The following is a 15289-nucleotide window of genomic DNA, read 5'->3' on the forward strand; positions in this document are numbered from 1 at the left end:
CAGCCTCCGGGGCATCCGCACCATTCCCTGCGGTCAGGGTGCCCTGCCGGGCGCCCCGTCAAACGTCATATCCCGTCCTTGCGAGCGGGACGCCAGACGACCAGGGCCGTCCGGTGCTGGTTCGACGGCACCAGGTCGCGGCGCGGGAAGCCCGCCGCCTCGACCTGGGCCAGTCTCGCCCGTGTGTGCATCAGCTCGACCTCCAGCTCGGCCACCCGCTGCCGCAGGTCACCGACGATCCCTTCGAGCTCGATGATCCGCTTGATGCCGGCGAGGTTGACGCCCTCCTCCTGACTCAGCCGCTGCACCTCCCGCAGCAGTGCGACGTCGCGCTCGCTGTAGCGGCGCCCGCCGCCGGAGGTGCGGCCGGGCTGCACCAGGCCCATGCGGTCGTACTGCCGCAAGGTCTGCGGGTGCATCCCGGCCAGCCGGGCCGCGATGGAGATGATCAGCACCTTGGCGTCGGAAACCGCCTCGAAGCTGAGGAAGATCTCCCGTTCCTCGCCGATGTCATCGCTCATAGCTACTGCGCTCCCGTGCGATCGCGTCGAGCCGCTCGCGCGGCGCCGGCGGCGCCGCGGCCGCGAAGTCGGACAACGCCTTCCGGGCCTCCTCGGACAGCTCGGACGGCACGTGGACGTCGATGGTGACCAGCAGGTCACCGACATTGCCGTCACGCCGGGCGACACCCTTGCCGCGCACCCGCAACGTCCGGCCGCTGGGCGTGCCCGGCGGCACGCGCAGCGTCACGGTCGCGTCGAGCGTCGGCACGCGCAGATCGGCACCGAGGGCCGCCTCCGCGAACGTCACCGGCACCGTGAGCGTCAGATCGTCGCCGGACCGGCCGAACACCGGGTCGGGTCGGACCTTGATCAACACGAACAGGTCACCGGCCCCGCCGCCGCGCGCGCCCGGCTCGCCCCGACCGGCCAGCCGGATGCGCTGACCGTCGGCCACCCCCGGCGGGATCCGGACGTTGATCGTGCGGGTCTTGGTGACCCCGCCGGTGCCGACGCACTCGGGGCACTTCTCGTCGACGATCGTGCCGACACCCTGGCACTCCCGGCAGGGCTCGGTGAAGCTGAACGAGCCCTGGTTGCTGCTCACCACGCCGAGCCCGCGGCACTTCGGGCAGGTCCGCGGGGACGAGCCCGGCGCCGCGCCGTCGCCGTGGCAGGTCTCGCAGGTGCCGGGCGTGCGCAACGTGATCGGCAGCGTGGCGCCCTGCACCGCGTCTGCGAAGTTGAGCACGACCTCGGTCTCGACGTCGCGGCCCCGGCTGCGCCGGCCCGTTGCCGGGCCGGCCGCTCCGCCCCCTCCGCCCGAGAAGATCGAGCTGAACAGGTCGGAGAAGCCGGCTCCGCCGAACCGGCGGTCGCCGCCCGCCGTGGTGGTTCGCGGTCCGGCGCCGTTGCCGAACAGATCGTTGAAGTCGAACCCCGGACCGCCTGCACCGGCCGGGCCGCCCGCACGCGCGTTGCGGCGGAACTGACCCGCGCCGAAGAGCGACCGCATCTCGTCGTACTCCTTGCGACGGCGCTCGTCGGAGAGCACGTCGTAGGCCTCGGACACCGCCTTGAACCGCTCCTCGGCCGCCGCGTTGTTCGGATTGCGGTCGGGGTGCAGCTCACGGGCGAGTTTGCGGTACGCCTTCTTGATCTCGTCGGTGGAAGCGGATTTGGTGACGCCCAGAACCGCGTAGAAATCCTTCTCCAACCAGTCCTTCGAACTCATCGCGCCACCTCCTCCAGGTGTTCGTCTACTCCGGGTCGGCGACCGCGACCAACGCCGGTCGCAGCAGCCGCTCGCCGAGAAGGTAGCCGCGGCGCATCACGTCGATGCATGTGGGCTCGGTCACCTCGGTCGAGGTCAGGTGGGCCACCGCCTCGTGGCGGGTCGGGTCGAACGGGTCGCCCTTCGCGCCGAAGACGGTCAGTCCGAACTTGGTGAGTGCCGTGGTCAACTGGTCCGCGACCGCACCGAACGGCCCGACCAGGTCACCGTGATCGCGCGCCCGGTCGAGGTCGTCGAGCACGGGCAGCAGTGCACCGAGCACGTTGCCGGTGGCCTGCTCGACCACCAGCGCCCGGTCCCGGTCGACCCGCTTGCGGTAGTTCGCGTATTCGGCGGTGACCCGCTGCAGGTCACGGGTGCGCTCGTCGAGCTCGGTGCGCAGAGCCGCCAGCTCGGCACCGAGGCCGTGCTGGTGCGCGTCGTCGGTCGTGCCCTGCGCGGCGGTGCCGTGCGGAGCGGACCCGTCGACCTGGCTCGGCTCCTCCGCGTGCACGGTGAACGGCTCGTCGACGATCTCGCCCTCCACCGGAGCGTCGTCCGTCTGGACGTCGCCCGCCGGTGATTCGGCGGTCGCGGCCGTGGGGTCATCCGTCTTGGTCGTCTCGACCTCCACGTCGGCCTCCTCCGCGGTCGTTGGCGCGGCGTCCGCCGCGGGCGAACCCGCGGCGGCCACCGGCTCGTCATCCTTGGTCGTCACAACGCGCTCCGCCGGCTCTTCCGAGCCGGCGGCGCGGGCTTTGCCGGTCACTTCTTGTTGTCCTCGTCAATGATCTCGGCGTCTACAACGTCGTCCGGCCCGGGCTTGCCGGCCTGCGGACCGCCCTGGGCACCCGCACCGGCGGTGTCACCGCCGGCCGCGGCCTGCTGCCGCTGCTGCTCGTAGAGCGCGCTGCCGGCCTGCTGGGAGACCTGCGCCAGCTTCTCGTGCGCGGCCTTGATCCGCTCGGTGTCGTTGCCGCCGAGCGCGCTGCGCAGGTCGCCGAGCGCCTCGTTCATCTGCTCGCGGGCGTCCGCGGGGATCTTGTCGCCGCTCTCGGCCAGGAACTTCTCGGTCTGCCACTGCAGGGCCTCGGCGAGGTTGCGGATCTCCGCCTCCTCGCGACGACGCTTGTCCTCGTCGGCGTGGTCCTGCGCGTCGCGCATCATCCGCTCGATGTCGTCCTTCGGCAGCGCGGAGCCGCCGGTGATCGTCATCGACTGCTCCTTGCCCGTGCCGAGGTCCTTGGCGGACACGTGCACGATGCCGTTGGCGTCGATGTCGAAGGTGACCTCGATCTGCGGCACGCCGCGCGGCGCCGGCGGGATGCCGGTCAGCTCGAAGGTGCCGAGCCGCTTGTTGTAGGCCGCCATCTCACGCTCGCCCTGGAAGACCTGGATGAGCACGGAGGGCTGGTTGTCGTCGGCGGTGGTGTAGACCTCCGACCGCTTGGTCGGGATGGTCGTGTTGCGCTCGACCAGCTTGTGCATGATGCCGCCCTTGGTCTCGATGCCGAGGGACAGCGGGGTGACGTCGAGCAGCAGGACGTCCTTGACCTCACCCTTGAGGACACCGGCCTGCAGGGCGGCGCCGACGGCGACGACCTCGTCCGGGTTGACGCCCTTGTTGGGCTCCTTGCCGGTGAGCTGCTTGACCAGGTCGGTCACGGCCGGCATCCGGGTCGAGCCGCCGACCAGGATCACGTGGTCCAGCGCCGAGACATTGATGCCGGCGTCCTTGATCGCCTGCTCGAACGGGACCTTGGTGCGGTCCAGCAGGTCCTGCGTCATCCGCTGGAACTCGGCCCGGGAGAGCTGGGTGTCCAGGTGCAGCGGGCCGTCGGGGCCGGCGGTGATGTACGGCAGGTTGATCGACGTGGTGGTGGCCGCCGACAGCTCGATCTTGGCCTTCTCGGCCGCCTCCTTGAGCCGCTGCATGGCCATCTTGTCGGCCGACAGGTCGATGCCGTGCTGGCCGCGGAACGTCTTCACCAGGTGGTCGATGATCCGCTCGTCCCAGTCGTCACCGCCGAGGTGGTTGTCACCGGAGGTCGACTTGACCTCGACGACACCCTCGGCCAACTCCAGGACCGAGACGTCGAAGGTGCCACCGCCGAGGTCGAAGACCAGGACGGTCTGCTCCTTGGAGCCCTTGTCGAGCCCATAGGCCAGCGCGGCGGCCGTGGGCTCGTTGACGATGCGCAGGACGTTGAACCCGGCGATCTCGCCGGCCTCCTTGGTGGCCGTGCGCTGCGAGTCGTTGAAGTATGCCGGCACGGTGATGACCGCGTCGGTGATCTGCTCGCCGAGGTAGGCCTCGGCGTCACGCTTGAGCTTCATGAGCACCCGCGCGGAGATTTCCTGCGAGGTGTACTTCTTGCTGTCGATGTCGATGGCCCAGTTGGTGCCCATCTCCCGCTTGACCGAACGGATGGTCCGGTCGGGGTTGGTGACGGCCTGGCGCTTGGCGACCTCACCGACCAGCACCTCGCCGTTGCGGGCGAACGCGACGATGGACGGCGTCGTGCGCGCACCTTCGGCGTTGGCGATGACGCTGGGCTCGCCGCCCTCCAGGACACTGACCACCGAGTTGGTAGTTCCGAGGTCGATGCCGACCGCACGTGCCATAGCTGCTTGACCTCCAAGAGACAGTCGGCGAGGAAGCCGGCTGCAAAGTTGAGTGACTGCCACTCAATAGTGCCACGAGACTCACGATCGTCAAGTCCAACCTTGAGCGTGTCCGGCGCAACTTCTCACACACCAGCTGAACTCAGGGTGAGATTGCGCTGGGTTACATCGATGGCTGCGCGCATTGCATGGCGCTGTCCGGCAGTATCGTGCACGCTTTATCCGTGACCACACAGGGCGAGTCGGTGTCCGCCCGGTCGACGGCCCCGACCCATTCGTCGGATGGCCCGTCCTCCGGTCGGCCGCCGCGCGCCCGGGTCCCCGAGCCGTCACCGACCGGCGCACTCGTTGATGCGCTCGTCGAGCTCAGGGAAACCGTCAAAGCGACCCGTTTCACTCTGCCACTTCCCAGCGCCGAGCGGGCCGCAGTCGTCGCGAAGAGCATGGTCGACCAGCTCGACGACTATCTACTCCCGCGGCTCGAGCGGCTCGACGCGCCACTGCTCGTGGTCGTCGGCGGCTCGACCGGCGCAGGCAAGTCGACGCTGGTCAACAGCCTGATCCGCACCCCGGTCAGCCCGGCCGGCGTGCTGCGGCCGACGACCCGCGCGCCGGTGCTGGTCTGCCACCCGGCCGACATGCCGTGGTTCTCCCAGGGCCGTGTCCTGCCCTCACTGGCCCGCGCCTCCGGGCCGAGTTCCGACCCGCGCTCGCTCCAGGTCGTCTCCGCCCATGCCCTCACCCCCGGGCTCGCGTTCCTCGACGCGCCCGACATCGACTCGGTCGTCGACGCCAACCGCCAGCTCGCCGGCCAGCTGCTCGCCGCCGCCGACCTCTGGCTCTTCGTCACCACCGCTGCGCGGTACGCCGACGCGGTCCCCTGGGAGATGCTGCGCACCGCTCGCAACCGGGGCACCGCCGTCGCGCTGCTCCTCGACCGGGTGCCCGGAGGCGGCGCCGTCGACGAGATCGGCCCCCACCTGACCTCGATGCTGGAGGAGCACGAGCTGGGTGGCGTGCCGCTGTTCGTACTGCCGGAAACCCGCCTCGACAGTCAAGGTCTGCTCAGCGAGGCACAGGTCGCACCGCTGCGCGACTGGTTCGACCGGCTCGCCCGCTCCGCGGAGGACCGGGCCGCCGTGATCCGCCAGACCGTCGGCGGCGCGATCGACGCGCTCACCGGCGACGTGGCCGTCCTGTCTGCGGCCGCCGAGGACCAGCTCGCCGCCACCCGCGTGCTACGGGAGGCGGTCCGGGGTGCCTACCGGTCGGCCACCGACTCCGTCGAGAAGGGCATCCACGACGGCGCCCTGCTGCGCGGTGAGGTGCTCGCCCGCTGGCAGGAGCTCGTCGGCACCGGCGACATCATGCGGGCGTTGCAGGCCCGGGTCGGCAAGGCACGGGACCGGGTCGTCGCCGCCGTCACCGGCCGGCCCGCTCCCGGCGCACGCTTCCAGGAGGCGATCGGCTCCGGCCTGGCGGTGCTGCTCAAGGGCGCCGCGACCGACGCCGCGGACAACGTGGGCGCCGCCTGGCGCGCACATCCCGCCGGGGCGGCGCTGCTGGACGCCACGCCTGGCCTCACCCGCCCGTCCGACGACCTGGACGAACGCATCGCCCGGCTCGTCCGCGACTGGCAGCGGTCGGTGCTCGACCTGGTGCGGACCGAGGCCGGCGACAAACGGGTGATCGCCCGCGCGAGCGCCTACGCGGTCAACGCCACCGGTCTGCTGGTCATGGTCAGCGTGTTCGCGGCCACCGCGTTCATCCCGACCGGGGCGGAGATCGCCGTGGCCGGCGGCACGACCGTGGGGGCGCAGAAGGTCCTCGAGGCGATCTTCGGCGACCAGGCCGTGCGGTCGCTCGCCGAGCGGGCCCGGCACGACCTCAACGACCGGGTCAAGGCCCTCTTCGACGAGGAGGCCGACCGGTTCCACAGCGCGCTGGAGGGCGCCGGGGTCGACGAGGACGTCGCGGCGCGCCTGCGCGGCGTGAGCGACACGGTCCACACCGCGCGCACCGCCGCCGACCTGGATGTTGCCCGATGAGTCTCGTGGAGCGGATCAAGCAGGTGATTCCCCGGCAGGGAGGCGGGCCGGTGGACGCGGACCGGCTCGCCGGGCGGGTCGACTCGCTGCACCGGTTCGTCCAGGCCGCCGAGGGACACGTGCCGGAGGACCAGCTCGTCACCGCCCGCACCGTCATCGACCGGGCCGGTGAACGGCTGGCACTGTCCCGCGCGCACACCGTGGTGGCGCTCGCCGGTGCCACCGGCAGCGGCAAGTCGAGCCTGTTCAACGCCATCTCCAAGTTCCAGCTCTCCCGGGTCGGGGTGCGGCGGCCGACGACCGGGGCCGCCCACGCGTGCGTGTGGGGCCCGCAGGGCGCCGGCCCGCTGCTCGACTGGCTCGGCGTGCCGCCGAGCCGCCGGTTCACCCGGGAGAGTGCGCTCGACGGTGAGGACGAGGCCGGCCTGCGCGGGCTGGTGCTGCTCGACCTGCCCGACTTCGACTCGATCGAGGCGCAGCACCGGATCGAGGTCGACCGGCTGCTGCGCCTGGTCGACCTGGTCGTGTGGGTGCTCGACCCGCAGAAGTACGCCGACCGTGTCGTCCACGAGCGGTATCTCGCCCAGTTCCAGCGGCACCGCGACGTGACCGTCGTCGTGCTCAACCAGGCCGACCGGCTCACCCGCACCGACAGCGAGCGGATCGTCGCGGATCTGCACCGGCTGCTCGACGCCGACGGGCTCGGCGGCGTGCCGGCGTTCGCCACCTCGGCGAAGGGCCGCCCCGGCCTCGACGCGCTGCGGGTGACGCTGGAGCGCGCCGTCGCGGAGCGGCAGGCCTCCCTGCGCCGGCTCGCCGGCGACGTCGACGACGCCGTCGACGCGCTCGAGCCGGTGGTCGCGCTCGACACGCGCGGCGCCGACCGCATCTCGCGGGGCGCGGTCGACCGGTTGTCCGGCGCGCTGTCGGCCGCGGCCGGGGTGCCGATCGTGGCCGACGCCACCGAACGGACGTACCGCCATCGGGCGACCGGCGTGCTCGGATGGCCCGTCGCCCGCTGGATCCGCCGGTTGCGCCCCGACCCGTTGCGCCGTCTGCACCTGTCCACCGTGCAACTGGAGGCCCCGGCCGCCACGTCGCTGCCGGAGTCGACCGCCGCGCAGAAGGCGGCGGTCGGGCTGGCCTCCCGCGAGGTCGCCGAGGAGGCCTCGGCCGGGTTGCCGGAGCCGTGGCCGGCGGCGATCACGGCGGCGTCGCGCTCGCGGGTCGACGACGTGCCCGACGCGCTCGACGTCGCGGTGGCCTCGGCCGACCTCGGCATGGAGCGCAAGCCGTTCTGGTGGCAGCTGGTCGGCGCGCTGCAGTGGCTCGGCGCCGCGGCCGCACTCGCCGGCCTGGTCTGGCTCGCGGTCCGGGCGGTCTTCGCGTTCCTCGGCCTGCCGAACCTCGACGGTCCGCAGGTCGGCCGGCTGCCGCTGGCCACCGCGCTGCTGGGCGGCGGCCTGCTCTTCGGGCTGCTGCTCGCCGTCGTCATCCGCCCGGTCGTCGGGATCGCCGCACGGCGCGCGCGGGCCCGTGCCGAGCGCCGGCTGCGGGCCACGATCGCGGACGTCGCCACGACGCACATCGTCACGCCGATCCGGGACGTGCTGCGCTCGTACGATGACGCGCGTGAAGCTCTCTCCGCCGCTCGCGATTAGCGCCGTCCGACGGGCCGGGTTCGGCGCGCTCGGCCTGGTCAACCTGGTGTGGGGCTTCTGGGCGGTTGTTGCGCCGGCGCACTTCTTCGCCACGTTCCCCGGCTTCGGCCTGCACTGGACGTCGGCCTACCCGCCGTACAACCAACATCTCACCGTCGACCTGGGCGCCACGATGCTGACGCTGGCGGTGCTGTTCACCGGCGCGATGCTCGTGGACCGGCCGCCGGTCAGCTGGCTCGCCGGGATCGCGACCGCCGTGTTCGGCACCCTGCACTTCGGCTACCACGCGCTGCACGCCGGCCACATGGGCACATCCGACCGGGTGCTGAGCCTGTTGAGCCTGGTCGGCGGCGCGCTCCTGCCGCCCGCCCTGGCCGCGACCCACCACCTGCGAACGGGACCCCGCTGATGGACCTCGACTATCTGAAGGCGCATCCGGAGCAACTTCCGGTTTTCCTCAAGCACCAGCGGATCCGGGAGACCCCGGTGCCGGGCGGGTCCATCTGCACCGCGCAGCGGCTGACCCTCGACGACGGGGGCTCGCTGTTCGCCAAGTCGCTCGCCGACCCGCCGCCGTCGTTCTTCGCCAGCGAGGCGGCCGGGCTGCGCTGGCTGCGGGAGGCGGACGCGGTGCCCGTGCCGGAGGTGATCGCGGAACTGCCGGACATGCTCGCGCTGTCGTGGATCGACCACGGTGAGGCGTCGCCCGCCGGCGTGGAGCTGCTCGGCCGGCGACTCGCGCAGCTGCACCGGGCAGGCGCGCCGTCGTTCGGGGCACCCTGGCGCGGGTACATCGGGACGGCCCCGCTGCCGAACGACGAGTCCTCCGGACCGTGGGGCGCATGGTTCGGTACGCGCCGGCTGCTGCCCTTCCTGCAGGCGTCGGTCGAAAACGGAGCATTGACGCCAGAAGACGCACATAACGTAGAGCGCGTCATTTCCGGCATCGCTGACTACGGCGGTGACGAGCCGCCGTCGCGCATCCACGGCGACCTCTGGCCGGGCAACGTCCTCTGGGACCGCGACGGCAACGGCTGGCTGGTCGACCCGGCGGCGCACGGCGGGCACCGGGAGACCGACCTGGCGCTGCTCGGACTCTGGGGAGGTGTCCCACACCACGACCGGCTGCTGGCGGCCTATCAGGAGGCGTGGCCGCTGCCGGACGGCTGGCGGGAACGGGTGCCGCTGCACAGGCTCTATCTGCTGCTGGTGCACACCGCGTTGTTCGGCTCGTCGTATCGGGAGTCGGTCCGGTCCACCCTGCGGTCGCTCTGAAGTGTCAGTCGGTTCGGGTACCGTTCGAGCATGACCCATTCGGAGCCCCCGCACGCCGGTCTCGCCGACCGGCACGGGCGCGTGGCGACCGATCTGCGGGTCTCGCTGACCGATCGGTGCAACCTGCGCTGCACCTACTGCATGCCCGCCGAGGGCCTCGACTGGCTGCCCAGCCCGACGCTGCTCACCGACGCCGAGGTCGTGCGGCTCGTCGGGATCGCGGTCGGCCTGCTGGGCGTGACCGAGGTGCGGTTCACCGGCGGTGAGCCCCTGCTGCGCCGCGGCCTGGTCGACATCGTGCGGGCCGTCGCCGAGCTCGAGCCCCGGCCGCAGACGATGCTCACCACCAACGGCATCGGACTGGCCCGGCTGGCGGCGCCGCTCGCGGAGGCCGGCCTCGACCGGGTCAACGTCTCGCTCGACACCACCGACCCGGCGCGGTTCAAGGAGCTGACCCGGCGCGACCGGCACGCCGACGTGGTCGCCGGGCTCGCCGCCGCGGCCGACGCCGGGCTCACGCCCGTGAAGATGAATGCGGTGCTGCTGCGTGGGGTCAACGACAACGACGCGGTGCCGCTGCTGCGGTTCGCCCTCGAGCGCGGCTATGAGCTGCGGTTCATCGAGCAGATGCCGCTCGATGCCGGCCACACGTGGCGGCGCTCGGAGATGGTCACCGGCGCGGAGATCCTGGCGCAGCTGCGCAGCGCGTTCACGCTGGAGCCCGACCCCGTCCGGCGGGGCGGCGCACCGGCGGAGACCTGGCTCGTCGACGGCCACACCGGGATCGGCGGGCGGCCGGCACGTGTCGGGGTGATCGCGAGCGTGTCCAGCCCGTTCTGCGGCGCGTGCGACCGCACCCGGCTCACCGCTGACGGCGCCGTGCGGTCGTGCCTGTTCAGCCAGGAGGAGACCGACCTGCGTGGCGCGATGCGGTCCGGCGCGAGCGACAACGAGCTGGCCGATCTCTGGCGCAAGGCGATGTGGGCGAAGCCGGCCGGGCACGGCATCGACGATCCGCGGTTCCTACAGCCGGCGCGCCCGATGTCGGCAATCGGAGGCTGAGCGCGTGCTGCTGGTGCGCTACTTCGCCGGGGCCCGCGCGGCCGCCGGCATGCCCGAGGAGAAGGTCGAGGCGACGACGCTCGGTGACCTCGTCGGCGCCGTCACCGCCGACCGTCCCCGACTGACGGCCGTGCTGACCGCCTGCTCGTTCCTCGTCGACGGGGTGGCGTGGCGCGACCGCGACGCCCCGCTGCCGGCGACGGCGACCGTCGACGTCCTGCCACCGTTCGCGGGCGGCTGAGCCGGTGATCGTCGTCCTGCTGGCGGTAGTGCTCCTCGTCGTGGGCTCCATCCACTGGTACATCTGGAAGAGGCTCGTCAAGGACACCACGTCGACGAAGCGCGGCCGGCGCATCGGCACCGCGATCGTGGTGGCGCTGGCCCTGCTCATCCCGGTGACGCTGGTCGCCTCGCGGACGCTGCCGCACTCGCAGCAGGCGATCCTCGCCTGGCCCGGGTTCCTGTGGCTGGCGCTGATGTTCTACCTGCTCGTGACGCTGGCGATCCTGGAGGTCCCGCGGCTGGCGCTGCGCTTCTGGACCCGGCGCGGCCCTGCCGCAGCCGAGCCCGCTGTTTCGGAACCCGCCGAGTTCGCGATGACTCCGCCGGCCGACACCTCGGCGGGAGTCGCCGCGACCACAGCCGCGTCCCCGCCCGCACCGCCACGGGGCTTCGATCCCGGGCGGCGGCTGCTGCTCGGACGGTCCATGGCGGTCACGGCCGGCGCCCTGTCCGTCGCGGCCGTCGGCATCGGCACCGCGCAGGCACTCGGCCCGCCCAACCTCAAGCGGGTGCCGATCCGGCTGCCCAAGCTGCCGTCCAGCATGACCGGGTTCCGGATCGCGCTGGTCTCCGACATCCACCTCGGGCCCCTGCTGGGCCGGTCGCACACCGAGCGCATCGTGCGGATGATCAACTCGGTGGAGGCCGACCTCGTCGCCGTGGTCGGCGACCTGGTCGACGGCAGCGTGGCCGAGCTGGGCCCGGCCGCCGAGCCGCTGCAGGACCTGCGGGCCCGGCACGGCAGTTTCTTCGTGACCGGCAACCACGAGTATTTCTCCGGCTACCAAGAGTGGATCAACGAGATCAACTCGTTGGGTGTGCGTGTGCTGCGCAACGAGCGGGTCGACGTCCTGGGACTGGACCTCGCCGGGGTCAACGACGTCAACGGTCAGGACGTCGGCGACGGGCCCGACTTCGCCAAGGCCCTCGGCGGGCGCGACACGGCGCGGCCCGTGGTGCTGCTGGCACACCAGCCGGTGCAGGCGCACGACGCGGCCAAACACGGCGTCGACCTCCAGCTCTCCGGGCACACCCACGGCGGCCAGATGGTGCCGTTCAACCTGCTCGTGAGCCTGGAGTCACCCGTGGTCGCCGGGCTGGGCGACGTCGACGGCACGCAGGTCTACGTCACGCGCGGTGCCGGCTTCTGGGGACCACCGGTAAGATTCGGAGCACCGCCCGACATCTCGGTCATCGAGCTGCACGGCGCGTAACAGGCATTGGCCCAAACAGCTGTGACAGGATGCAGCGTGCCTTCGAACGCCGCTACCGACTCGTTCGTCGTGGATCTCCACATCCACTCGAAGTATTCCCGAGCGTGCAGCCGCGACCTCAGCATCGAGACGCTCACCTGGTGGGCGCGGCGCAAGGGCATCACCTTGCTCGGCACCGGCGACTTCACCCACCCGGCCTGGCACGACCATCTACGCGAGGCGCTGGTGCCGGCCGAGCCTGGCCTGTTCAAGCTCGACCCGGAGCGTGACGCCGACATCCGCCGCCGGCTGCCGGCGCGGCTGGCCGAGTCGACCGTGCGTTTCATGCTGTCGGTCGAGATCTCCACGATCTACAAGCGCGGCGACCGCACCCGCAAGGTCCACCACCTGATCTACCAGCCCGACTTCGACGCGGCGGCCCGCTTCAACACCGCGCTCGGCCGGATCGGCAACCTCGGCTCCGACGGCCGCCCGATCCTCGGCCTGGACTCGCGCGACCTGCTGGAGATCACGCTCGAGGCCAGCCCCGACGGCTTCCTGGTGCCGGCCCACATCTGGACGCCGTGGTTCTCCGCGCTCGGCTCGAAGTCCGGCTTCGACGCGATCGCCGACTGCTACGCCGACCTGGCCGACCACATCTTCGCCGTGGAGACGGGGCTGTCCAGCGACCCGGAGATGAACTGGCGGGTCTCCTCCCTCGATCAGTACCGGCTGGTCTCCAACTCCGACGCGCACTCGGCGCCCGCGCTGGCACGTGAGGCGACGGTACTGTCCTCGGCGCTGGACTACTTCCAGGTGCGCGACTCGCTGCGGACCGGCGACGGGCTGGTCGGCACGATCGAGTTCTTCCCCGAAGAGGGCAAGTACCACGCCGACGGGCACCGCGCCTGCGGCGTCAACTGGCCGCCGGCCCGCACGCGGGAGGCGCAGGGTCGCTGCCCGGAGTGCGGCAAACCGCTGACCGTCGGGGTCCTGCACCGGGTCGAGGAGCTCGCCGACCGGCCCGACGGCTACATACCGCCCGGCGCGCCCGGCGTGACGCACCTGATCCAGCTGCACGAGATCCTCGGTGAGATCCACGGCGTCGGCCCGAAGTCGAAGACGGTCGACGAGAAGCTCACCGCGCTCGTCGCCGAGCTGGGATCGGAGCTGTCGATCCTGCGTGAGGTGCCGATCGACGAGATCACCCGGGTGGGCGGCGAACTGCTCGGCGAGGGCATCACGCGGCTGCGGCGCGGCCAGGTGCACCGCACCCCCGGCTACGACGGCGAATACGGCGTGATCCGGCTCTTCGAGCCCGCCGAGCTGGCGCCTGCCGTCCAGGCGGAGGCGCTGTTCGACATTCCGGCGGTACCGAAGCAGCGGCAGCCCGCCGTGAAGGCCGCACCCAAGCGGCGCGCGAAGGCGGCGCCGCCCGTGGTCGAGGCGCCGCCGCCGATCGCACCGCCACCCTCGCCGCACGAGCCGCTCGAGCCGATGCTGGCCGGGATGGAGGAGGTCGGCACCGGCCTGCTCGACCGGCTCGATGCGCTCCAGCGGGTCGCGGCCTCGGCGCCGGGCGGCCCACTGCTCATCGTCGCCGGTCCGGGGACAGGCAAGACGCGGACGCTGACGCATCGGATCGCATACCTGTGCGCCGAGCTGGACGTCTTCCCCGAGGAGTGCCTGGCGATCACGTTCACCCGGCGGGCCGCGGAGGAGATGCGGGAACGGCTGGAGGTCCTGCTCGGACCGGTGACCGAGGCGGTCACGGTGTCGACGTTCCATGCCCTGGGCCTGTCGATCCTGCGGGAGAACGCGGCCGCGGTCGGGCTGACCCCGAGTTTCCGCATCGCCGAGGAGCCCGACCTGCTCGCGGCCCTCGAGCCGCTGCCGGAGCGGGAGGCGCGGCGCGCGCTGGCGGCGATGGAGCCCACGACCAAGGAGACCCTGGCCAAGGCGCTGCGGGCGCGTGACCTGGTGTCACTGGACGAGCTGCTGTCGCTGACCGTGGAGCTGCTGTCCGAGTCGCCGGCGCTCGTCGACCGATACCGTGCACGCTGGCAGTGGATCTTCGTCGACGAGTATCAGGACGTCGACCCGGTGCAGTACGAGCTGCTGCGCCTGCTCTGCCCGCCCGGTGGCAACCTGTGCGCGATCGGCGACCCGGACCAGGCGATCTACTCGTTCCGGGGCGCCGAGGTGTCGTTCTTCCTGCGGTTCACCAACGACTTCTCCACGCCCGAGGTCGACGCGCGGGTGGTCCGGCTGACCCGCAACTACCGTTCGTCGGCGCCGATCCTGGCTGCCGCGGTCCAGGCGATCGCACCGTCGACGCTGGTGCCCGGGCGGCGGCTCGACCCGGCCCGGCTCGATCTCGAGGCGCCGATGGTGGGGCTGTATCCGGCCGCGTCCGTCGCCGACGAGGCCGACTTCGTCGTGCGGACGATCGACGAGCTGGTCGGCGGGTTGTCCCACCGTTCGCACGACGGGCGGGTCGACTCCCGCGCGACCGTGGGCGCGATGTCGTTCTCCGACCTCGCCGTGCTGTACCGCACCGACTCCCAGGCCGGCGCGATCGTCGACGCCCTGTCGCGAGCGGGCGTCCCGGTCCAGAAGCGCTCGCACGACCGGCTGCTCGACCGGCCCGGCGTCGCGGCGATCGCCCGCGAGCTGCGGTTCGCCACCGGGCTGGGCGGCTCGATCGCGGCTCGGGTGCGACTGTCCGGGCAGGTCGTCGCGGGCCGGTGCGGCCAGCTCGACACCGACCTGATCGGATTGACCGAGGCCGACGTGTGGAACGCGGTCGACCTGATGACGCCGCTCGCGCTGCGGTCCGGCAGCGACCTCGACGAGTTCCTGGGCGCGTTGGCGACCGGCGCGGAGGTCGACGGCTGGGATCCGCGCGCCGACCGGGTGACGCTGATGACGTTGCACGCCTCGAAGGGTCTGGAGTTCCCGGTCGTGTTCCTGGTCGGGTGCGAGGACGGGCTGCTGCCGCTGCGCGCCTTCGCCGGGGCCCGCCAGTCGGAGGACGACCTCGCCGAGGAGCGGCGGCTGTTCTTCGTCGGGCTGACCCGTGCGCAGGACCGGCTCTTCCTGTCACACAGCCGCAGCCGCTTCCGGCACGGGTCGGAGCGGGAGATGCCACCGACGCCGTTCCTGTCGGCGATCGACCCCGGTCTCCTTGAACGGCGCGGTCCGGCAGCGCCCCGGAAGCCGAAGGATCGACAGCTCCGACTGATCTGAGCACGGTGTTGACACGGATCCGTCAGGTCATTATGTCGGGGGGTGGCGCTACCGTAGCTGCGTCGGCGCCATTAGGCTCTCAACGCCGAGGCGCGGGGACCGCAGGACCAGGAGGGATCAA

Annotated in this window: 12 protein-coding genes; 8 read left to right on the forward strand and 4 right to left on the reverse strand. The window is 71.9% G+C overall.

Going from position 1 to position 15289, the window contains the following annotated elements:
• Positions 1–65 precede the first annotated feature (65 nt).
• Genes Dfulv_RS48030 through dnaK form a run of 4 tightly spaced genes read right to left on the reverse strand, consistent with a single transcriptional unit; the run spans position 66 to position 4398 of the window.
• Positions 66–521: a heat shock protein transcriptional repressor HspR gene (locus Dfulv_RS48030; RefSeq protein WP_259860464.1), complete on the reverse strand. Its 456-nt coding sequence runs from the start codon at positions 519–521 to the stop codon at positions 66–68.
• A complete protein-coding gene (dnaJ, locus tag Dfulv_RS48035; RefSeq protein WP_259860465.1) occupies positions 511–1734 on the reverse strand; it encodes a molecular chaperone DnaJ in 1224 nt (407 codons plus the stop codon). The genes Dfulv_RS48030 and dnaJ overlap by 11 nt, the downstream gene beginning before the upstream one ends.
• Before the next feature lie 25 nt (positions 1735–1759).
• Complete coding sequence (gene grpE, locus Dfulv_RS48040; protein WP_406567899.1) at positions 1760–2542, reverse strand: nucleotide exchange factor GrpE; 783 nt, start codon at positions 2540–2542, stop codon at positions 1760–1762.
• Entirely contained in the window at positions 2539–4398 is a 1860-nt protein-coding gene (dnaK, locus tag Dfulv_RS48045; protein ID WP_259860467.1) for a molecular chaperone DnaK, read from the reverse strand. Before dnaK ends, grpE begins: the two co-directional genes overlap by 4 nt.
• A gap of 224 nt (positions 4399–4622) precedes the next feature.
• On the opposite strand from dnaK, the gene Dfulv_RS48050 reads away from it, so the two are divergent.
• From Dfulv_RS48050 to Dfulv_RS48085, 8 genes are read left to right on the forward strand one after another with little or no spacing between them, the layout of a single operon-like run.
• Positions 4623–6446: a dynamin family protein gene (locus Dfulv_RS48050; protein WP_259860468.1), complete on the forward strand. Its 1824-nt coding sequence runs from the start codon at positions 4623–4625 to the stop codon at positions 6444–6446.
• Complete coding sequence (locus Dfulv_RS48055) at positions 6443–8107, forward strand: GTPase (RefSeq protein WP_259860469.1); 1665 nt, start codon at positions 6443–6445, stop codon at positions 8105–8107. The genes Dfulv_RS48050 and Dfulv_RS48055 overlap by 4 nt, the downstream gene beginning before the upstream one ends.
• The gene (locus Dfulv_RS48060) at positions 8079–8516 is read left to right on the forward strand and encodes a hypothetical protein (RefSeq protein WP_259860470.1); all 438 of its coding nucleotides are present in this window, start codon (positions 8079–8081) and stop codon (positions 8514–8516) included. The genes Dfulv_RS48055 and Dfulv_RS48060 overlap by 29 nt, the downstream gene beginning before the upstream one ends.
• Positions 8516–9382, forward strand: coding sequence for a fructosamine kinase family protein (locus Dfulv_RS48065; protein WP_259860471.1), 867 nt, complete (start codon positions 8516–8518; stop codon positions 9380–9382). The genes Dfulv_RS48060 and Dfulv_RS48065 overlap by 1 nt, the downstream gene beginning before the upstream one ends.
• Before the next feature lie 30 nt (positions 9383–9412).
• Entirely contained in the window at positions 9413–10444 is a 1032-nt protein-coding gene (moaA, locus tag Dfulv_RS48070) for a GTP 3',8-cyclase MoaA (RefSeq protein WP_259860472.1), read from the forward strand.
• Between the two features lie 49 nt (positions 10445–10493).
• Entirely contained in the window at positions 10494–10685 is a 192-nt protein-coding gene (locus Dfulv_RS48075) for a MoaD/ThiS family protein (RefSeq protein ID WP_259869685.1), read from the forward strand.
• Positions 10686–10689: 4 nt separating this feature from the next.
• Entirely contained in the window at positions 10690–11940 is a 1251-nt protein-coding gene (locus Dfulv_RS48080) for a metallophosphoesterase (RefSeq protein ID WP_259860473.1), read from the forward strand.
• Positions 11941–11961: 21 nt separating this feature from the next.
• Positions 11962–15168 (forward strand): UvrD-helicase domain-containing protein, encoded by a 3207-nt coding sequence (locus tag Dfulv_RS48085; RefSeq protein ID WP_406567900.1) that lies wholly within the window; start codon positions 11962–11964, stop codon positions 15166–15168.
• Positions 15169–15289: the final 121 nt, after the last annotated feature.

Source organism: Dactylosporangium fulvum, from assembly GCF_025137375.1.
Lineage (GTDB): Bacteria > Actinomycetota > Actinomycetes > Mycobacteriales > Micromonosporaceae > Dactylosporangium > Dactylosporangium fulvum.